Consider the following 21179-nt stretch of genomic DNA (forward strand, 5'->3'; position numbering starts at 1 on the left):
ATTCACCTCACTTTTCAATTGTTATCGCCACATCCGGACAGGTTATATAACACAATCTACAGGCGGTACAATCTTCCTGATTAAAACATTCAGCATAGTGATAACCCTTATCATTGATATCCTCAGAAAATCTTAGAATTTTTTTCGGACAAGCAATGATACAGAGCCCACAACCTTTGCAATAAAACGGGTCTACCGTTACTCTCGGCATGGCTTTACTCCTTTATTTTATTGATATTTTAATATTGTGATAAAGCTTATAAACAGCTCTTTCTGTCAAATTATTTCTTCAAAACAAAGGTTAAAGAATAGATATGCAACTTACACTCATAACTAAATAAATATTAGGACATTAGGAATCATTTCTGGTAAAATTATTTTTTCTTCACTTATAGATATTTAATTATGACCAGCTTATGTCCTACTTATGACTAACTTATGTCCAGAATATGACTAAACTTGGTTATAAGCTGAACTACATTATTTAATTATTAATAGACCAACTGGCATTTTATTAGATGAAATAAGTAATTTTATTATCCCAGAATTTCAGACAATTGGCATAAACGCATCTTCAAGATGCTTAATACTATAGGTATTGTCTTCATAATAATAAAATACAATTATTATATCAAAACGAATTTTTGGCTTGACATTTTCAGGATGCTGATTAATGTATCTTACAGCAGTTAATGATATTCTCTTTTGTTTTGTATAAGAGATATTCATTAAAGCCATTTTCATAGAGTGTTTTTTACGGGTTTTGACTTCAACGAAAATTAGTGTATCTTCATTCTGAGCAATAATGTCTATTTCACCGCCCTGGATTCTATAATTTCTTTCCAGGATCTTAAATCCTTTGTGGATTAGATATTTAACGGCAAGGTCTTCACCCGTATGAAAAAGATTTCTGGTTTCTGTATTTTGCATAAATCAAAAATAACTTGACGAATAATAAGTCAATGATATTTTGAACAGGAGATTAAAAAATCACCGAAAGGTGGAGGGAAGGAAGAATGAAAAAAATAATACTAAGTGTATTTGTTCTTGTTGCGATAGTTGGGATGGTCCAAGCAGCACCATTTCAAACTATGGGATTGTTGCGCACTCCTGATGCGTATGTTATTCCTCACAAGTCTGCTCATTTAACATTAGTAGGCTATTATCGTAATGTGGATGAGGAAGAATTCATACCTTATGGAATGTTAGGAGTAGGTCTCTTTAATCGTTTACAATTGGATGGCTTTGCGGGAGATGATATTTATTTTATGAATGCTAAGGTTAAATTGATACCTGAGACCTTATATATTCCACAGATTTCTGTAGGTATGGATAATATCTTTTCCACCGTAAATGTCCAAAGAGCTCAGGATTATAATGATCCTTCGGAATATTCCTGGGCAGATAATCCAGACAAATGTGATTATGAGCATTTTTCACCTTATGTCGTAGCATCCAAACAAGCCGTTTTCGGAGGACTTTCCTGGATGTTTAATCTGGGCGGTGGAGCTAATCGTTTCACTGGACAAACAAGCCGTGCAAGAAAATTTAGTGGTATGTTTGCTTCAGTTGAGCTGTCTCCTGTAAATAACATGTCAATTCAGGGAGAATTTGATGGACAGAATATTAATGTTGGTTTAAAATACTCTTTAGGAAATTACACATTCAAGCTGGCAGCTCAATCAGTAGAAAATTATGCTAAAAATAATGGCTTGGAAAATACCCATCGCATAGGCTTTGGTGTAACTTATCTCTTTGACAAATTTGCTGAAGGAAAAACTACAAGACCGGTTATATTCAGTGCAAATCAGTTATCTGAGACTGAAGAGAGCCACTGTAATTGTCAGCAAACTACACTATTCACTGATTCTGTAAAACTGGTGGAATTGCAGCCAGTTATTAAAACTCAATCACAGATTCCAGTTACTTCCAGTATTTATAAAGAATTTACTCCTGAATATCAAACTTTACTGGAAGAAATAAGAAATCTTCGTGGAGACCAACAACAGGTTCAAAAGGAGATGGAAGAAATTCGTAGCTGGTTGCAAGAGTTACAAAAACAAAGCAAGTGAGCAAAAGTACTTCTTATTTTGTAAAAAATGTATTTCAAAACAGGGCACAATTTAATGTGCCCTGTTTTTTTATATATAATATATTTAAAACGAGGCGGTATATAAACCGATAATTTTATGACACATAATATTAAACTCTATATTCTACTAATATTAATAATTCTGCCTTTAAATTTTATTTATGCTGAGAATAATTCTTACAATTCTCTAATAAATGTAGAACCTTTATCTAACCTTGATTTAACAGTACAAAAAGCGTTTGATTTTTTAACTGTAAATCTTCCCCAATTGTTAGTAGAAGATAGAGACGAAGCTATAAATGAATTTATCTTCAATTTTGAGGAATTAAAACGAATTCCCCTACAAGATATCCTTGCTTCATATAAAAAATTATATTCTTTTAAAGATGATTACAAAACGCTGGATAGTCTTTTGATAATAAATCCTCTCTATATTGAAGACATACAAACTTTCTTTAATTTAATAATATATTCAAATGTAATTGATTATTTAAATTTGGGAAATAAACAAGCAGGAGAAGAGTATCTAAAATTGCTCATAAGCCAACAAAATACAGGTCAATATTATCCCCTGTATTTATTTCTATGGGCAGATTTAACCGCTGAAGACGGCAATCTAAGCAAGACTACAGAGTATATTAATAAATATAAAGAAATATATAATTGGTATCAATATGATTTTAAACCACACAAAGCTTCAATAATTGATAAATTACGGAATCTAGATTTAGACCGCTATTTACTTTATCCTTCAGATGAACAATTACTAATTCTGGAAAACCAAATTATAGAAATGGAGAACGAACTAAATTTAGTTTATAATGACTTAAAAACACTAACTGAAATTATATCGCCAGATTTTATAGAATATATCTATACTAAGGAATGGAACTTATTTGAAGATTTAAAATCTCAGTTATACGCATACTTATTGATTGAACCTTATGAATTTGACCAACCACTCCAAAATATTCTTAATCCACAGATTCAACCATATGAACAATATACAGATTTGGTTTCAAAACTGAAGGAATTAAAAAATAATGTTGCTAACCTCCCCAAATTGGGACAAATATTTAACAACTATCTGGATCAAAAAATAGAATCCTTTCTTAAAGAACAAAGAACACCAAATCCAAATGATATTAAAGCAATAGAAATGGAACATTTAATGGTAATGAAGAACACTTGTTCCTATTACAAAGATATAATTTCTGTTTTAGACTTGTTGATAGCTAATCCAGATTTTGCTCAATGGAATGAGACTTTATTTAACTTAAGAGTTCAATATACCAAAAAGCTTAATAAATTACAATATCAAATGAATCGTATCATTGCTAAATATAAAAATTCCCCCAATGTTGAAGATGCTATCTTATTAGAGCTATTAGAATTGATTGACACCTGGGATGACTTCGGCAAAAGTTATAGTGAACTAATATCAGAACTTGAACAAACGGTAGTTAACCTTATTCAAAAAACAGTTAAAGACGAACAAAAAATATATATATCGGAACTGCTCCAAAGGCTAACTGATTCAGCGCTAAATCATCCATTCTTAATAGCTAACCTTAGTTCTCTGGAACAGAATCTTGATTTTATGGACCTAATCTTAGAATATAGAGATTTAAGATATCAGGAACAAAGCTATTTTGCAGAAGCTGAAAATAAAGAGGAAAACTTATTGCTGGAAGAATATAATGCTTTAATTTCTGCAAAGGCTTCCTTATTAAATAGATATGAAGGTTATATTGAAAAGTATCCTCAATTTAAAGCACTACTCCAACCTGATGGCACCTATCTAGTAAATGATGCTTTATTGTACTATCATATGGCAGAACTACAATATGCTATAGATTTAGACCACCCTGATAAAGCTCTTACTTATTATAAAAAAGTTCTGGAGATAGACCCAAATTATTATAAGAAAGATTATGTGCTATATAATATAGGTTATTTAAGTAGTGAAAGCATTAAATCCACTCTGGATAATGCTATTGAAAATTATAGAAAGACTCATCCATATAAAGACCGACCGAGCAATTTAAAATACACTGAGCAAGCTTTTAAAGAAGCAATAGATGCCTATACTGAATTAGTAGATTCGGGTCTCTATACCAATTCTCCTCTTTATGATGAAGCGATTTATAGATTGGGAACTATTTATTTTCTCATAGGTTCAGATGCCGATGAACCTATTAACTATTATAATGAAGCTATTCGTAGATTTGATACTTTAGTTAGCAAACCAGAAAGTGATTATTACTACCATTCTCTATATCAAAGAGGATGGGTTAAGCTTAATTTAGGTGACGAAGCTTCTTTGCAGTCAGCTATCTTAGATTTTACTAATTTAATTGAGGCTGTTGATATTGGAGAAATAGAAGATCCTTATTTAGCGTCTGATTATAAGAATAATTCTATTGATAACATTGCCTATGCCTTAGTTGCTTTAGATGGAATTGATTTTATTAGCCCGGCTAAAGGAATACAATTTTTTGAAGAGATACTGATAAATCATCCTGATACTTTAGTTAAATCTGAAATAATAGATAAAGCTGTTTCCTTAAAAATGGAAATAAATGCTCCACTCCAGGCAATTGATTATCTTGAGTTACGTCTTAAAGTTTTTCCACTGGATTTACAAAATCCCAGTATTATTGATTCCATTATCACTATTTATCATACTCCCGGACTGGTTTTACGAGAAGGGAACGACTTAACTACCATCTGCAATGCAGAATATGATTTTATTAAGGCAAATTATAATAATCATTCATCCTGGTACGAACACAACATCAAAAATGCAAAATTAGATAACCAGGAAATAAGAAAACAATTAGATATTATAAGAAGAGCCTATGAGCAAATTCGAATTAGATATTACAATCGGTTAATTGATTCTATCGCTGCCTCAGACTTACAAATTTATAATCAACACCTTCAGGAATATATAGATTATTACGAACTCTTTAAGGATTCCACTGATTTTATTACCTGGCAAAAAGAAGTTCAACGTGCCAATACGAATTTATATGCTTATCTGGCAGAGAAACGAGATACTCCAGTGGATTATTATATTGCTATCCAAACTCTTTACTCTTATAATGAAACTAATCCCGATAACCCAGACTATTTAAATAATGAAGGTTTAGCCTATAGATATGCCAGGAAGATATATGATTATCTTGAAGAAGAATTTAACCATACTAATCTGAAAACGGATCCGCTATTACCAACAAATCAGGATGAGCTTTACAATTTCTATGAAGCTGCTGCCTTAAGATTTTATAATCATCTAATTAATACAGAAGATGAGGGTCTGAGAAAAAGTGCTATTCCTATCTTGATGGACCTTGCAGCTGTAGCTTTAGAAAATGGAAAAGCTTATATCGCTCAACAATATTATCAACAACTACTTAATAATGCAGACCAACTGGATTCTCCCACTCTAAGAACCATTTATATCAATCTGGCTAAAATAGCTGAAAATAATCTTAATTATACTGAAGCTAAATTGCATTATGAAAAGGCTAAAAATTATGCACTAAATGCTCACGATAGCCAAGAGCTGGAACATTTAATTAGATTGCAACTTCAAAACAGTTATGAAGAAGCAGAGCGTAATAGTGATTACCTCAAGATGGCTTTAGACCTGGAAGAATTAGCAAATCGTTTTACAGACGACCCTGAACAAAGTAATGCCTATAAATATCAAGCATCCGAAGCTTATAAGAAAGCTGGTAATTATCAGAAAGCCATAGATATAAAATTGCAATTAGCTAAAAGTAAAAATAGTATTGAAGATAAATACTTTTTATATTATGAAAGCTGGAATATAGCAGATTCATTGATGAAAAATCATAGTTACGCCCGTCAATTGCAGGAAGAATTTACTGCAATGTATCCTTCAAGTAATCAAGCATTTAATCTAAAAATAGCAATGATAGAGGAACTGAAATCCAATCCTGCCCAAAGAGAAGATGCAGCTCAAATTTATCTCCAACTTTATCAGGATGTCCGCTCAGGAAAAGTAGATAGTGGTAATATTCCGCTGGAGGATATCTATCTCTGGGCAGTAAATATCTACCTGGAAGACCAAAATCAAGATAAGGCTTTGGAACTGCTTTCCAATTTTATAACCCTTTACCCCAATTATAATAAAGCCACCGATATTCTTACTTTTTTAGCAGATACCTATTTGGCAAGAGATGAAGAGGATAAATTTGAGTTTTATGCACGAAAACTCTATCAGAAAGATAATACCCAGTCAGAAAGGTATCTCACTATTGCACAACTAAAATTAGGCAGATTAGCTCATGAGTTTGATGATGCCTATAAAAACAAAGATTGGAACCTGGCTTTCCAGAAACGTGATGAATTTATTAAATTAGAAGCCCAATATCTAAAAGATGGTTTACCCATTAAAAATGAAGCTGCTTATGAAGCTTTTGCCTATGCAGAGACAGAATATAAAACTGAACAAGCAAGAAAAGCTTACTTGGATAATTTTGACCGTCAACTCAACTCTATTGAAAATAGTGATTTATTAAAAAGCTCACCCGATAAATTAATTTTTGTGTCTGCCAAAACCACATGGAGAGGACACTTATTTGAACAACCTCCTCGTCGTATTCCTTCTTTAACAAAAAGAGCAGAAACTGAAAGTGCTAAAATTATTCACCTACTGGAACAACCCGAAGCAGATTTTCTGGATATAGACCGTCGTTTGAAAGCCCTATGCTTAATTGCCAGAATCAATGAACATACAGCTGAGGTCATAGAAACACAGTTAGATAAATATTTCCAAATATCAAATGAAATGGCTCCTTTTAGAGACCGTAAAAAATATAATGAAGAAGAATATAATAATTTAGTTTACGGTCAATTAATGCCTTATGCTCAACAGTTTATTGAGCCTCTGAGGACAGCTGCAATCAGCATTTATCTGGAAATATACAATAATTACAATGTTGCTGGATGTGTTAATGACTACACTAACTTAGCTGAACTAAAACTTCTGGAACAAAATTGTTTACCTAATTATTATGAGATAGCCTTCCCCTTAGACCAAAACTGGAATTTAAACTTACAGCTTCCAGATGGAAAGTTAAAAAAAGTAAACCCTGATATAGAAAGTATTATGTCGCCAAAAGGTATACAACTTTTCTCAATTCAAATTCCCGCTCATAATGCATTAATAATGGAACGGGAATTTACTTTTGAATATCCTCCTGAATTTGCTTTCTTGCACATTGTATATCCTGATAATCCTGAAATATGGTTAAATGAAAATCCAATTGATTTAATTTACATACCGGTTGATACTTTAATAACTGGTGACCTATCTACCATTCATTTTGCCGCTAAAATAAACAAACAAGCTTGGAAACAGGGTTATAATGAAATTAAATATATCTTCCCTAATAATTTTGATAAGCCGCTTTCTTTTTACTTCAATTTCAACTTATTTTTTAATGCTGATATGATTGACGAATTCAGTCTTTTAAGAACTAAAAGAATAATAACCAACACCAACTGGAACGCCTTAATTAAGGATAATGAGTCTGGGAAAGAAACAAAGACTAAAACCATAAAAGCTTTTACCTTTGACCTTCCTCTTGATAGGGCTGAATTATTGACAGATACATCGGTTAAACCTATTTGGGTGGAAGAAAACTCTGATCATCCCTATAATAATATTACTTTTGAGACTGAATTTATACTTGATGAAGAGGTGCATTATGCTTATATAGATTTAGTTGCTCCAGAAATGGCTACTATCTATATAAATGGGACAAAAATAGTACAGAAATTGCCTCTGAATTTTGATTCTTCCCATTTTATGGTGCATCCTTCAAGAATTGAAATTCCTCCAGAAGTGCTTAGAAAAGGTAAAAACATCTTACGAATTGAAATACAGAATAATTCTCCTTTCCGGGGAATGATGGCTGAAATAAATTTTAACCTATCAAATACAGGAGAATAAATAATGAACCGCTTTTGGTTTATTTGTTGCATGCTTATCTTTATGATGCCTTTATGTTTTGCCCAGGTAAAAAGTAATGCATCTCCAGCTTTAAACGATGGAGAAATAATAAAGGAATTAGAAATTCAGATTAAGACTATGTTACCAGATATCAATATAGTACGTTTAAAAACTGATACCTATATTCCCGCTGGACAATATAATTATACTAAATATAAAGACCTTATTAAGGCAGAAAATATTAAAAATCTTATTAAATTACAAAAAGATATAACAAAACAACCAGAGGAGTCAAAATGAAATTTAAGCACATCTTACTCGCATCATTAATATTAATTATTGGTATTGGTCCTTTATTAGCTCAGACCACTCAGAACCCATATAATATACCTCCAGGAACTGAAAAGATTACTCTTGCTTCTATCTTCAGAGATAGCAATGCTCATGGTATATTCGGATATTTGATTCTACTGACTTTCACCATAGGTATTGTTTACGCTTTTATCCGCTATATCCAGTTATATCAGAAGGAAAAAGTCAATGCTCCAAATCTATATAAAAGTCTAAAAGGTTACATTAAAAATAACCAGATTGAGGAAGCAATAAAGATAACAGAAAAACTGAAAGATACAACTCTTGGCTACATTTTTTGGAATGGAATTACTGCCTATAAGGAAATTCCTAAGGATGCTTCTAAGGAAGAGGTATCAACTAATGTTCAAAATGCCTTTGACGAAGCGGCTCTCCAAAAAGTCTATAAACTTGATGCAGGACTATTCTGGTTTGATATTCTGGCTCAAGTATGCACTTATCTCGGATTATTAGGTACCATCTGGGGTCTACTTTATGCTTTTGCTGCTATCAGTAATCCCACCGTTCTGGATACTCAAAAAAATCTTATGTTATCTGCTGGAATAAAGACCGCTATCGGAACAACAGCTTTAGGATTAATTGCTGCTATACCTTTAACTCTGATTAAGGGTGCATTACAAAGTAGAGCTCAAAAAATCATTAATGATATAGATGAATTCAGTGTTAAGTTTATTAATTTCATCACTTCTTTAGCAAAAGGATAATATTATGGCTCATCCTCCTTCTACCCGAAGGGATCAGCATCATTTTTCACCACCTAAAGTGTCAGATTTGGTACCTTTGATGAACCTGTTTCTAATTATTATACCCTTCCTTCTACTAATGATGGTGGTTACACAAATTGCCATGATAGCATTGAATTTCACTCATGGAAATGCAGCAGAGAAACAAGCGGGAGGACCTTTAAATGGCACTTCGGTAACGCAGAAAAATATACCCGAAATTACCATAATTATTATGGCTTCTCAAGATTCATTAGGAACAACCTTCCCTGGCTTTGAAATCCGAGAACCGGAAAAAACAAAGGATAATGTTGGTTTAGTTAATGGCTATTATGATTATGTAAAATTAGATGAGAAGCTTAAAGCTATTCGGCAAAGATATCCGGACTTGCAGGATATCAGTGTTGCTCCTTATGATGATGTTTTATATGATACTCTTATTAAGACTATTGACCTTTGCAGGGAAAATAACTTCTCCAATATACACTATAAAGCTCCTCAGGTCAGATACTTTGCTCGGGAGGTTAAATGAATCAGTCAAAGTATTCGCGCGACCTTAAACACCTGGTCCCTCAAAGACAGAAAGATGAATGGAGCTTATCTATCATATCTCTGATTGATATTCTAACTATTTTATTAGTCTTTTTACTGGCTAATGTAACGGTGGAAGGACAAAAATTTACTCAACCCAATCGGATGACTTTTCCCGTAAGTATGAAAAAACGAGATTTGTTGGAGAAAAAAGGAACAACAGTAGTTCAAATCTATCCAGATAGAATCTTAATTGGTGAGAAGGGGATATATTTTGGAACACTCAATGAATTCGCTAATGATCCCGTAAAAAGAACCGAAATATTGAAATATTTACAAACCACAGCCCTACAAATTCTGGAGGATAAAGATGAATCCGGAAATCCGAGAACTCCTCCAACTCTTCTTATCCAGGCAGATAGAGCCATACCTTGCTGGTATATTACAGAATTTGTTAGTTTAGGCACCAGCGCTTATTACGAATATATCTATTTTGCTACTCTTTTGGATGCTAATTGGTTTCAACATTCTGTATTATCAACCAGAAGGTAGAGGGAGATATAATGGTAAACAAAATTTTAACTTTAAAACTCTTTTATAAGGGAAAGCTTCTGGATACTATAGAGCAAGAAAAAGACTTCACTAATAAATGGTATATAGGAAGCAGTAAATACCTTTCCTGGCAAATTCTGGATGAATCTAACAAGTTTCCTCCTAAATATAAAATACTGATCAAAAAGGGTGGACATTATTATCTGAATCTTCCTCAAGGCTCCACTTTAACCTGCTGGAAATATGATAGTCCCGTAGATGCTAATTTCTTAAAACAAAATGGTATATTGGTAGATTCTTTATTAAAACTCCGTGAAGATATGACTGGTATTATTCAGGTTCATCCTGACTATTCTATTCAATATGAATTCATTGAACCTGTTAAGATTATATTGACTCCTCAGGAAAAGGAAGTAATAAAACAAACGGCACGTCCTGCTCCTCTTGCTCCTATGGATAAAACAACCAGAGTGGTAGTTATTTTGGCACTGATGGCAGGAATTGCATTTAGTATTTTCTACGATTTGAAATTAAAACCAGAAATGTTTAGAGAGCAGACTCTTTCTGAACTATTAGCTGAAATAGAGAAAATCAGAGAAATAAAGCCAGAAATTTCTCAATCTCAAACCCCATCAACTCCTTTAACTACTTTACCAGAAGAACCAGCTACCTCAGAAAAAACTACTAAAAATGCCCAAGTTGGAAAAGGTAAGAGCACTGGAAAAGGTGGTTCATCAACACCCTCTGGCACTCAAAGTATCTTTGGGGACCTTGGAACAAGCTCGGGTACTTATGCTGGAGGTTCCACGCAATCTGTGGTTGGTGCAGCTGTGCTTTCTGGTTTTGTTACCGCAAGACCGGGTGTTAAAGGAGGAAGCGGTATTGGAAATGCTTCCGGCACTTTTCAACCAAGTGCTGCTGCTGGTTTGGGCAGTGGTGGCTCTTTTGATCCTAATGCCATAAATCGCTTTAATGCAGGGGATGTTCCTTCGGTTGTAAGTGGAACTGCTCCAGAAGGAGGTTCCACTGTAAAACCTTCTGGTTCAGCTCAATATTACACTGGTCCTGCAGAAAAACTAAAACCCTTGGCTGGTGGTTCTTTAACTTCGGTTCCGGATGTTCGTGCAGAAACAGAAAAAATAGTCAGCCAATCTTATAAAGCTTCTGAACCTGCTAAAATTCAAGAACCCGCTGTAACCATAGTTAAACCATCTACTATTGTTGCTGGTGGAGATATCATATTTAACCAAATTCGGTCTCGTAAGGGACAGATAGAGCAGGCTTATAAAAGAAATGCAGCCATCAAAAAACAGAGTGGTTCTATAACTGTAATTCTTGATATTGCTTCTGACGGAACAGTCAAAGCTACCATCATTCCAAATAGTGTCACTTTTACTGAAAGTTTCCTGAACGAGATTAAGTCCATTATTGAAAGTTGGACATTTAATGTCAGTCAGCCAACCACTTATAAATTTAAAATGAATCTCAGTCAAGGTTAGAGCATTTTTAAAATGTATAGTCTATACCTATATGATATAGTTCTATCAAGAAATACAAAAAACTATATTAAAAGCTGATTATAAATATAAATAAGAAAGCTACTCACTTTCTTATCTCCTATTTAGCTGCAACATATACAATAAAGCAAGCAAAAGGCAGGAAAGAGGTAAGTAAGAGTAGTGCGAAACTATAATTTTATATTCTTTAATTATTTGAATCTAACCACAATAAAAAAGATTTGACAAAAAACACTTTATTTAAAATTTTGGATTGAAAGAAGCTGCTTGCTTCTGCCTTAATGCGAAAGTGCAAGTAAGGCTCAATAAAATAAAATATATATAATACCAGAAAGCAGGCGGATTTCTTCCGCCTTTTTTCTTTTCCGGTAAAAGGAGGTTCTTATAATCCGGATTAAACGTGGAAAGGCACGCACAAATGAAGTGGTGCCCAAGGAAAGAATTAATGAACAAATTACGGCTAACAAAGTTAGATTGATTGGTGCGGATGGAAAACAAATTGGAATAGTAAGTCTAAAAGAAGCTTTGCATCGTGCAGAAGCTGAAGATTTAGATTTAGTAGAAATATCTCCTAATGCTGATCCACCAGTATGCAGAATAATGGATTTTAGTAAGTACTACTTTGAAAAAGAGAAAAAAGCAAAAGAAGCACGAAAAAGACAGCATGAAGTAGAGATTAAAGAAATCAAATTGGGACCTAATACAGAAGAGCATGATTACAACTTCAAAAAGAATAATGCTATCAAATTCCTTAAACAGCATAATAAGGTCAAATTTACCATCCGTTTTCGTGGTCGTCAGATGGCACATCAAGAACTTGGATTGAATGTATTAGAGCGAATAAAAGCAGATTTAGGACATATTGCAGAACCGGAAACAGAACCGGTAGCAGAACGGAATATGCTTTACATTATTATGTCTCCTAAGAAAGATATTGATCGTATTTTGGCAAAAATGGAGAAAGAAAAAACTGCTTTAGAGGGAAAGACGGTCCCAACTACCCAAGACAAAGCTAATTCTTCAACCCCGGCTGAACCTAAAAAGGAAAACCTAAAATAAGTTACATCAAAACCAATTGATTTAGAAATTAATTAAGGAGATAAAGATGCCTAAAATCAAAACCAGCAGCTCTGCTGCTAAAAGGTTTAAAGTTACTGGCACGGGCAAAATTTTGCGTCATCATGCCAAAAGTTCTCATATTAAAACTAAGAAATCTCCCAAGCTAAAACGCCATCTGCGTTCAGTTACCCTGCTCAGTAAAGCTGATGAAAAAAGAGTCAAAAGAATGCTGGGAATTTAAGGGAGGAATAAAATGCCAAGAGCAACAAATAATGTCGCAGCTCATAGAAGAAGAAAAAAATACTTAAAAGCTGCAAGAGGAAATTACGGTAGACGGAGTAATACTTATAGAATAGCTCGACAAACTGTGGAGCGTGGATTAATCTTCTCTTTTGCTCATAGAAAACAGAAAAAAAGAGAGTTTCGTCGCCTCTGGATTACTCGTATTAATGCTGCCTGTAGAAACAACGATATGACTTATAGCAAGTTCATAAATGGCTTGCATAAAGCCAATATTGCCATAAATCGTAAGACCCTTGCCTATCTTGCTTGGCACGATAGCGAAGCTTTTGCCAGACTTGTTGAAATAGCAAAAGAAGCACAGTAATCCAACCCCTAAAGGATAAAGAAGTTGATGATAGATGACCAGCTAAAGAATATAGCTGAACAAGCAAAAATTGACCTTAAAGAATGTCTTAATCAGAACGATATCCTGAATATTAGAGCCAAATATTTAGGGAAAAAGAGTCTGGTAAACTCTCTTTATTCTCAATTACGTAATTTGCCTGAAGAAGAGAGACCCTCTTTCGGCAAAAAGGTCAATGAGCTCCGTAATGAATTGGAAAGAATGATTGATGAAAAAGAAAAAGAATTAAAATTGCAAATTGTTAATGCCTATGATTCTGTTCAAGCTAATGACCTGACTTTACCTGGTGTCTATTTTCCTCCAGGTTCTTTACATCCTTTAACTATTATCCGAAGAAAAATGGAAGATATTTTTATAAGTTTAGGATTCCAGATTGCAGAAGGTCCAGATATTGAAGATGAATATCATAATTTTGATGCTTTAAATACGCCCGAAGACCATCCTTCAAGGAATCTCGCTGATACCTTCTATTTGGATAATGGTTATCTTTTGCGCACTCAAACCTCTACCGTACAAGTAAGAACTATGGAAAGTTACCCTCCTCCAATCTACATAATCTCACCTGGACGTTGTTATCGTAATGACAAACCAGATCCTTCGCATTCTCCCGTTTTTCACCAGGTAGAAGGGTTGGTGGTGGATAAAGGCATCTCAATGGCTGATTTGAAAGACACTCTTCAATTTTTTGCTAAAGCTATGTTTGGACCGGAAGTCAAATCCAGGATACGTCCTCATTTCTTCCCTTTCACTGAACCAAGTGCAGAAATGGATATAAGTTGTGTTAGTTGTCAGGGTAAAGGATGCAGAATATGCAAAAACTCTGGATGGTTAGAATTAGCTGGAGCAGGTATGGTTGACCCTAGTGTTTTAGAAATGATGGGTATTGATGACCAGATATATAATGGTTATGCCTTTGGTATAGGCATTGAGAGAATTGCTATGCTTAAATATAACATTCCTGATATGCGGATTCTCTATGAAAATGATGTTCGGATGCTTCGCCAATTCAGTAGAGAATTAATATGATTGTATCCACTCGCTGGCTCAGTAAATACATTGATTTGCCTGAAACTTTAGAGGAGTTAGTCCAGACTTTAACCTTTACGGGAATAGAAGTTGAAGCAATACAAGAAATTTCCGCTTTACCGGAAACTGTGGTTACCGCTCGTATTCTCAATTCAGAAAAAATTCCCGGAACTGAACATCTTCAAGTATGTATAATAGATTATGGAAAAGAACCTCTCCAGGTTGTATGTGGTGCTCCCAATTGTCGTAGCGGATTAATCACCGCTTTTGCTCAAGTGGGTTCTAAACTGCCAGAAATGGAGATTAAAAAAACCATTATCCATAGTGTAGAATCTGCCGGTATGCTTTGCTCTGAAAAAGAGTTAGGAATCTCCGATAATCATTCTGGAATTATAGAACTCCCTCCTGAAACTCCTGTGGGAATTTCAATAAATGAAATCTATGAGCTCCCAGATAACATTTTAGAACTGGAGATAACTCCTAATCGTCCAGACCTCCTTGGTTATATTGGAATTGCTCGTGACCTGGCTGCTTCTCTGAATAAAAGGTTAAAATTGCCATCTATAAATAACTATCCTGGCGAAGAAGATTCTTCTCTACATTTGACTTTGATTCTTCAGGAACCCCAAAAATGTCCTCGTTATACGGCAAGAATCATAGATGGCATAAGCGTCAAAGAATCTCCCCTATGGCTAAAAAATGCTCTTATTAAATCTGGTCTGAGACCAATCAACAACATTGTGGACATAACGAATTATGTTATGCTGGAAACTGGTCAACCTTTACATGCCTTTGATTATCATAAATTACTACCTATAAATCAGGAAGACCCGCATCCAGCCATAATAGTTCGTAGAGCAAAAGCTGCTGAGGAATTTATTGCCCTGGATGGAAATAAGTACCTTCTGGATGAAGAAGATCTCGTCATTGCCGATGGTCAAAGACCTTCTGCTTTAGCAGGAATAATTGGAGGAAAAGATACTGCCATCAGCAATCATACTACAACCATTGTCCTTGAATCAGCTAATTTCTCTCCTTCTACCATACGTAAATCTTCTTTAAGGCATAAAATTAGCACGGATTCTTCCTATCGCTTTGAAAGACATCTCAGTCCAGCTTATCTTGAAATGGTAAGCAATAGAGCCTTAGAACTTATTATTAATGTTGCTGGAGGAAGAGTTTGTAATGAACTTTATGACGCTTATCCTGTACCTCAAAAACCCCTCTTTCTTGCTGTGCGTCCTTCTCGTTTTGAAGAACTTATCGGTTACAAACTGGATGCCTCTCTTATAAATAATTATCTTCAATCCTTAGGATTTCAATATATCCTTTGTGGACTCTGGCAAAAAGAACCTATTAATGAATATAAGCTTTTGCCTCAAGCTATGGAGCTGGATTTAGAAACCAGTGATAATCAGATTTTTTTTGAAAATCCTCAACTGGCTCTATATTTTCTGGTGCCTTCTTATCGGGTGGACATAACTCGTGAAGCAGATATAATTGAAGAATTGGCACGTCTGGATGGTTTTGATAAGATTCCTCAAAAAAAGCTTATTCATCCCATTATGGATTGGCATGCTCATCATATTAAACGTAAAATTGAAGATTACTTTCGTCAATCCGGGTTCTATGAGATGATTAATCCAAGCTTCATTGACCCTATCAAATTAGAATATTTAGGAGAAGATAAAGCAGAATTAGAGAAAAAGCTGATAAGAATCGTCAATCCACAAAGCAGCAATCAATCTGCTATGCGTACCACTATGCTTCCACAATTACTGGATAATCTTCTCTACAATCTTAATCATAGTGAACGCAATTTAAAATTGATGGAAATGGGCAAATTATACTGGAAAGATGGTAATAAAAATTGCGAGACTTTACATTTGACCGCTCTAATGACAGGATTGAATAATTTAGACCACTGGAAAGTAAAGAATGAACCTATTGATTTATATAATGTCAAAGGAGTAATTGAAGGGTTATTAGACCAGTTAAGTATAACAATTGATGAAACGAAAAATGTTCATCATCCCTGGCTAGTTGAATCAGATAATCTTGCCTATTTTTGCAATAACCATCTCTGTGCTTCCTTTGGAAGATTAAAAGCTAAGACTGCTGAGAGATTTAATATTGATATTATCACCTTAAAACAGGATATATGGGTCTTAGATTTTAAGGTTAATACATTGATAGAGCTCACCAGAACCAATAAAATTGAATTTTCCCCACTGCCAAAGTTTCCTGCGGTTATAAGAGATATCTCTTTTTTAATTAATTTTTCTGTTCCTTATGCAGATATTGTGAAGTCCATAAAACTGGTTGAACCCTATCTAATCCAGGATGTGAAAATCTTTGATGAATACCGTGGAAAAGGTGTCCCAGATGGCTGGCACAGTATTTCTTTACATATAATTCTTCAGGATTATGAAAAAACATTGACAGAGGAACGAGTAGGACAAGTGATTGATTCGGTAATAAAAATGCTGGAAAATACCTGGCAGATAAAAATGAGGTAAGTCTGGATGGAAAGTAATGTAATAAATTTACAGGAAAAGATACAAAAACTTATTGACCAATATACGGCTGATAGAAAAAGATTAGAACAGCTGGAAGAGGAAAATAATAATCTTCGTGAAGAAAACCGTCAGCTTATGGAACAAATTGAAAACACTAAAAAGTTCCATAGTGGCTCTGAATTAAAAATTAAAGAACTGGAAAATCAGGTAAAGCTTCTGCAAGCGCAATATAAGGAACTTCAGGATTCTCTGGCAGGATTAGAAGAAATTGCATCTACTACTATAAATCAGATAGACCAGCTGATACCTGATTTAGATAATAAGAAATAATAATAATGCAGTCTGTGGAAGTAGAGATTTTTGGACGTAAATTCCGGTTTCGTACTGATGAACCGGAACAAACTCAAGAAATAGCCTCTACGATTAATGAAGAATTAAATACTCTACGAGAACTTTACGAAAATCTTGACTTTACAAGACTGTTACTTTTACTTGCACTTAGAAAGCAAGATGAGATTATTGCCCTGCGAAAACAGAATCTGGAACTGGAAAAAAATCTTGAACGAGTAAATCAAATGGTAGAAAAAATCGTAGGGGAAATATAAATTATGGCCTGCGGAACTCGTGATATGGGTTGCGGAAAAGCTAATAAATTTAAGGGAACCGAGCCATGGGTGGCATGCATGCCGGCTAGTCCCGGATCCATAAAACCCATAAGGTAGGTGCCCACCTAGTGCTTGGCTTTAACGGACAAGCATACACGGTTCTCGCGGGTCATTTATATAAACAGTGGGGTTAACCCACCTGAATTGAATAAAGGAATAATATAATGCAATGGGATAAAGTTATTTGGTTAGCCATCGGAGTGGCTGGAGGACTTTTAATAGCACTTGTTATTTATCTGGCAAAGCGTAGCAGCTCTTTCCGTATTATCTCTCAAGCAAAAAAAATAGCTGAAGAGATCAAAGAATCTGCTCATAAAGAAATTGAAAATGCAAAAAAAGCCGCTGTCCTGGAAGCTAAAGATGAATGGTTCAAACAAAAAAAGGTTATGGAAGATGAACTAAAAGAGCGTCAAAAAGAGCTTAGAGATCAGGAAAGAAAATATAACGAACGACTTAGCAATCTGGATAAACGCCTTGATGCCTTAGATAAAAAAGAAAACAATCTTCTCGGACAAGAAAAGAAACTTAAATATAAAGAAGAAGAAATCAATCGTAAATACCAGGAATGTGAACAATTCATCAACGCTCAGAAAGCAAAACTGGAAGAAATTGCAGGAATGAGTAGAGAACAAGCCTTGCAAATGATGCGAGAGGAACTAATCACACAAGCTCGTCAGGTGGCTGCAAATGATGCAAAGGCTACTATAGAACAGATTAAATTGGATGCCACAAAAAAAGCTTCCGAAATTCTTTCTACTGCTATTCAGCGTCTTGCCGTTGATTATGTATCTGAAACTACGGTTTCGGTAGTCCCACTTCCTTCAGATGAAATGAAAGGCAGAATTATAGGTCGTGAAGGGCGAAATATCCGTACTTTTGAAAAAGCTTCAGGAGTTGATTTAATCATTGATGATACCCCGGAGGCTGTAGTTCTTTCCTGCTTTGATCCTGTAAGAAGAGAAATTGCACGCCTTTCTCTGGAAAAACTTATTGCTGATGGGAGAATACATCCAGGCAGAATTGAAGAAGTCATCTCCAAAACGAGCAAAGAAATGGAAGAGACTCTTATAAAAATTGGAGAAAAAGCTGTTCTGGATAACAATATCCATAATATTTCAGCAAATTTAATTAAGATTCTCGGGCGCTTGAATTATCGCACTTCTTATGGCCAGAATGTTCTTAAGCATTCAATGGAAACTGCCTGGATTTGTGGAATGCTGGCTGCAGAACTGGGATTAGACCAGGAAATAGCTCGTAGAGCTGGTCTTCTTCATGACATCGGCAAAGCTATAGACCAGGAATTTGAAGGAACTCATGCCATTATCGGTGCAAATATAGCTCGCAAGAATGGAGAAAGCAAAATTATAGTTAATGCTATTGAAGCCCATCACGAAGAAGTTGAACCAATTTCCGTCTATGCAGCTTTAGTGCAGGCTGCAGATGCAATATCTGGTGCTCGTCCAGGAGCTCGCAGAGAAATGCTGGAGACCTATATGCAGCGCTTAACTAAACTGGAAGAAATAGCTAATTCCGTTCAAGGTGTAAATAAATCCTATGCTATCCAAGCAGGAAGAGAATTACGAATTATCGTAGAACCCACCCTGGTTGAGGATGCTCAGACAGCACTCTTAGCCACAGAAATTGCCGCTCAAATTGAAAAAGAAGTTCAGTATCCAGGTCAAATAAAAGTAACAGTTATCCGGGAGACCCGTCAGATTGCTATGGCAAAATGATGAAAGTGCTCTTTTTTGGTGATGTGTTCGGTAAAGCAGGCAGAAGAATAGTTTGCGATTATCTTGCTGAACTAAAAGAAGAATTTAATCCAGATTTTGTCATCCTTAACGGTGAAAATCTCGCTGATGGGAGAGGTTTAACTGAAAAAACTTCTAAGGCATTGTTCAATGCAGGAGTAGATGCTATCACTGGTGGAAATCATCTCTGGGATAGAGCTGAAAGCTGGGATTATATTAAAAATAATCCTGCCATAATCAAACCTTTGAATTATCCTGCTTCAGCACCAGGAAACCCTTCTTATACTATAGTTAAAAATGATAACAAGCTCACTATTATAAATCTTTGCGGTCAGCTTTTTATGCCTCCAACTAATTCACCTTTTATAGCATTTGAAACCTGGTTTAATTCATCTTATATTTATAATTCCTCCTGTATCCTGATTGATTTTCACTCTGAATCTACTTCCGAAAAACGTGCATTTGGTTGGTTTGTTGATGGAAAGGTCTCAGCTGTTATTGGAACACATACGCATATTCAAACTGCAGATGAAGAAATACTCCCACAAGGAACTGCTTACATCACTGATGTAGGAATGACTGGAGCCCATAACAGTGTAATAGGGGTAAAAAAGGAAATTATTATTGAAAAGTTTAAGCATTGTCTTCCTCTAAGATATGAATCTTCTGATCTTGGTCCGCAGATAAATGCTGTCTATTTAGAGCTGGATAATTTAACCCATAAAGCTCAAAAGATATTGCGGATTAGACGTCCTATTGAGTATAAAAACTCCATCTTTAATGAGGAATTATAACCTTGGAAAAAATATTATCTGGAAAGCCATTAGCTAAACTTATTCAATCAAAAATTAAATTCTTAATCGCTCAGGAGAGTTTACAGCCTAAAATGGCTCTAATACAGATTGGAGAGGATCCTGCTTCTTCCTACTATGTACAAAATATCATTAATATCGGGAATAAATTAGGCTGTGAAGTCTTATATAATCAATATCCAGCTGATTTCACCCAAGAAGATTTATTGACTATACTGGATAATGCTAATACAGACCCTTCAATTAATGGAATTATGATTCAAAAACCATTACCTCCTTCTTTTGATGAATTGAAAATAGCTGAGTCCATTAACCCTAAAAAAGATATAGATTGTTTCCATCCTGTCAATCTGGGACGCATTATATTAGAAGAAGATGGGTTGTTTCCTTGCACTCCTCTGGCTGTTATATGCACTTTAAGATATTATAATATAGAGACTAAAGGAAATCACATTGTTATTATTGGGCGGAGTAATATTGTGGGCAAACCACTGTCAAATATGCTACTCTGGAAAAAACCTTATGCCAATGCTACAGTGACTGTATGTCATAGCAGAAGTAAAAATATAAAAGAACTAACTCGTTCTGCGGATATTCTCATTGCTGCTCTGGGAAGGCCTTCTTTTGTTACTGAAGATATGATTAAAGAAGAGAGTGTTTTGATTGATGTTGGAATCAATCAGATTACAGATAAGGATGGTAAGCAAAGCTATGTTGGGGATATAGATTATAATACTTGCTTTGATAAAGCTGCTGCAATAACTCCTGTACCTGGCGGAATTGGTTCCGTAACCTCTTCCCTTCTTTTTTTAAATTTACTTAAAGCTTGTTTTACAGCTCATAACATTAATAAATCTATTGACGATTTTCTTAATTACATTTTTGTTGAATAAATGAATATTATAAGCCAAACACCCGTGGGAGGT

At 34.8% G+C, this 21179-nt stretch carries 19 protein-coding genes and 1 other RNA gene; 18 read left to right on the forward strand and 2 right to left on the reverse strand.

Features of this window, described 5'->3' with window-relative positions; translation table 11 throughout:
- Positions 1-7: 7 nt before the first annotated feature.
- Positions 8-211 carry a 4Fe-4S dicluster domain-containing protein gene (locus tag E0946_RS01465; protein ID WP_133200693.1) on the reverse strand — a complete coding sequence of 68 codons (204 nt, stop codon included), beginning with the start codon at positions 209-211 and terminating at the stop codon, positions 8-10.
- A gap of 338 nt (positions 212-549) precedes the next feature.
- On the reverse strand, positions 550-930 hold the full coding sequence (locus tag E0946_RS01470) for a YraN family protein (RefSeq protein WP_133200694.1): 381 nt from the start codon (positions 928-930) through the stop codon (positions 550-552).
- 86 nt (positions 931-1016) lie between these two features.
- Here E0946_RS01470 and E0946_RS01475 point away from each other — a divergent pair, with 86 nt between their 5' ends.
- The 18 genes from E0946_RS01475 (at position 1017) to E0946_RS01560 (ending at position 21146) form a co-directional block, all read left to right on the forward strand.
- Positions 1017-2072 (forward strand): YjbH domain-containing protein, encoded by a 1056-nt coding sequence (locus tag E0946_RS01475; RefSeq protein ID WP_133200695.1) that lies wholly within the window; start codon positions 1017-1019, stop codon positions 2070-2072.
- A gap of 117 nt (positions 2073-2189) precedes the next feature.
- Positions 2190-8081, forward strand: coding sequence for a tetratricopeptide repeat protein (locus E0946_RS01480; protein WP_133200696.1), 5892 nt, complete (start codon positions 2190-2192; stop codon positions 8079-8081).
- Positions 8082-8084: 3 nt separating this feature from the next.
- A complete protein-coding gene (locus E0946_RS01485; protein ID WP_133200697.1) occupies positions 8085-8381 on the forward strand; it encodes a hypothetical protein in 297 nt (98 codons plus the stop codon).
- Entirely contained in the window at positions 8378-9157 is a 780-nt protein-coding gene (locus tag E0946_RS01490; RefSeq protein ID WP_133200698.1) for a MotA/TolQ/ExbB proton channel family protein, read from the forward strand. The genes E0946_RS01485 and E0946_RS01490 overlap by 4 nt, the downstream gene beginning before the upstream one ends.
- Positions 9158-9161: 4 nt before the next feature.
- Positions 9162-9707 carry a biopolymer transporter ExbD gene (locus E0946_RS01495; RefSeq protein WP_133200699.1) on the forward strand — a complete coding sequence of 182 codons (546 nt, stop codon included), beginning with the start codon at positions 9162-9164 and terminating at the stop codon, positions 9705-9707.
- Positions 9704-10258 carry a biopolymer transporter ExbD gene (locus E0946_RS01500; protein WP_133200700.1) on the forward strand — a complete coding sequence of 185 codons (555 nt, stop codon included), beginning with the start codon at positions 9704-9706 and terminating at the stop codon, positions 10256-10258. The genes E0946_RS01495 and E0946_RS01500 overlap by 4 nt, the downstream gene beginning before the upstream one ends.
- 11 nt (positions 10259-10269) lie before the next feature.
- Positions 10270-11757, forward strand: a complete 1488-nt coding sequence (locus E0946_RS01505) for a hypothetical protein (protein WP_133200701.1) — start codon at positions 10270-10272, stop codon at positions 11755-11757.
- 411 nt (positions 11758-12168) lie between these two features.
- Positions 12169-12834 (forward strand): translation initiation factor IF-3, encoded by a 666-nt coding sequence (gene infC / locus E0946_RS01510; RefSeq protein ID WP_420885479.1) that lies wholly within the window; start codon positions 12169-12171, stop codon positions 12832-12834.
- Between the two features lie 46 nt (positions 12835-12880).
- A complete protein-coding gene (rpmI, locus tag E0946_RS01515) occupies positions 12881-13075 on the forward strand; it encodes a 50S ribosomal protein L35 (RefSeq protein ID WP_133200702.1) in 195 nt (64 codons plus the stop codon).
- Positions 13076-13087: 12 nt separating this feature from the next.
- Positions 13088-13441, forward strand: a complete 354-nt coding sequence (gene rplT / locus E0946_RS01520) for a 50S ribosomal protein L20 (RefSeq protein WP_133200703.1) — start codon at positions 13088-13090, stop codon at positions 13439-13441.
- Positions 13442-13471: 30 nt separating this feature from the next.
- On the forward strand, positions 13472-14506 hold the full coding sequence (gene pheS, locus E0946_RS01525; protein ID WP_133200807.1) for a phenylalanine--tRNA ligase subunit alpha: 1035 nt from the start codon (positions 13472-13474) through the stop codon (positions 14504-14506).
- A complete protein-coding gene (gene pheT / locus E0946_RS01530) occupies positions 14503-17025 on the forward strand; it encodes a phenylalanine--tRNA ligase subunit beta (RefSeq protein WP_133200704.1) in 2523 nt (840 codons plus the stop codon). Before pheS ends, pheT begins: the two co-directional genes overlap by 4 nt.
- Before the next feature lie 6 nt (positions 17026-17031).
- Positions 17032-17355, forward strand: a complete 324-nt coding sequence (locus E0946_RS01535; RefSeq protein ID WP_133200705.1) for a hypothetical protein — start codon at positions 17032-17034, stop codon at positions 17353-17355.
- 5 nt (positions 17356-17360) lie between these two features.
- Positions 17361-17630 carry a cell division protein ZapA gene (locus tag E0946_RS01540; RefSeq protein WP_133200706.1) on the forward strand — a complete coding sequence of 90 codons (270 nt, stop codon included), beginning with the start codon at positions 17361-17363 and terminating at the stop codon, positions 17628-17630.
- Positions 17631-17632: 2 nt separating this feature from the next.
- Positions 17633-17805, forward strand: a non-coding RNA gene (ssrS, locus tag E0946_RS01545) — 6S RNA.
- Positions 17806-17854: 49 nt separating this feature from the next.
- Complete coding sequence (rny, locus tag E0946_RS01550) at positions 17855-19423, forward strand: ribonuclease Y (protein ID WP_133200707.1); 1569 nt, start codon at positions 17855-17857, stop codon at positions 19421-19423.
- A complete protein-coding gene (locus E0946_RS01555; protein WP_243713690.1) occupies positions 19420-20235 on the forward strand; it encodes a TIGR00282 family metallophosphoesterase in 816 nt (271 codons plus the stop codon). Before rny ends, E0946_RS01555 begins: the two co-directional genes overlap by 4 nt.
- A 2-nt stretch (positions 20236-20237) precedes the next feature.
- Positions 20238-21146: a bifunctional 5,10-methylenetetrahydrofolate dehydrogenase/5,10-methenyltetrahydrofolate cyclohydrolase gene (locus tag E0946_RS01560; RefSeq protein ID WP_133200708.1), complete on the forward strand. Its 909-nt coding sequence runs from the start codon at positions 20238-20240 to the stop codon at positions 21144-21146.
- The last annotated feature ends 33 nt before the right edge of the window (positions 21147-21179 follow it).

Source organism: Candidatus Syntrophosphaera thermopropionivorans (genome assembly GCF_004353895.1).
Lineage (GTDB): Bacteria > Cloacimonadota > Cloacimonadia > Cloacimonadales > Cloacimonadaceae > Syntrophosphaera > Syntrophosphaera thermopropionivorans.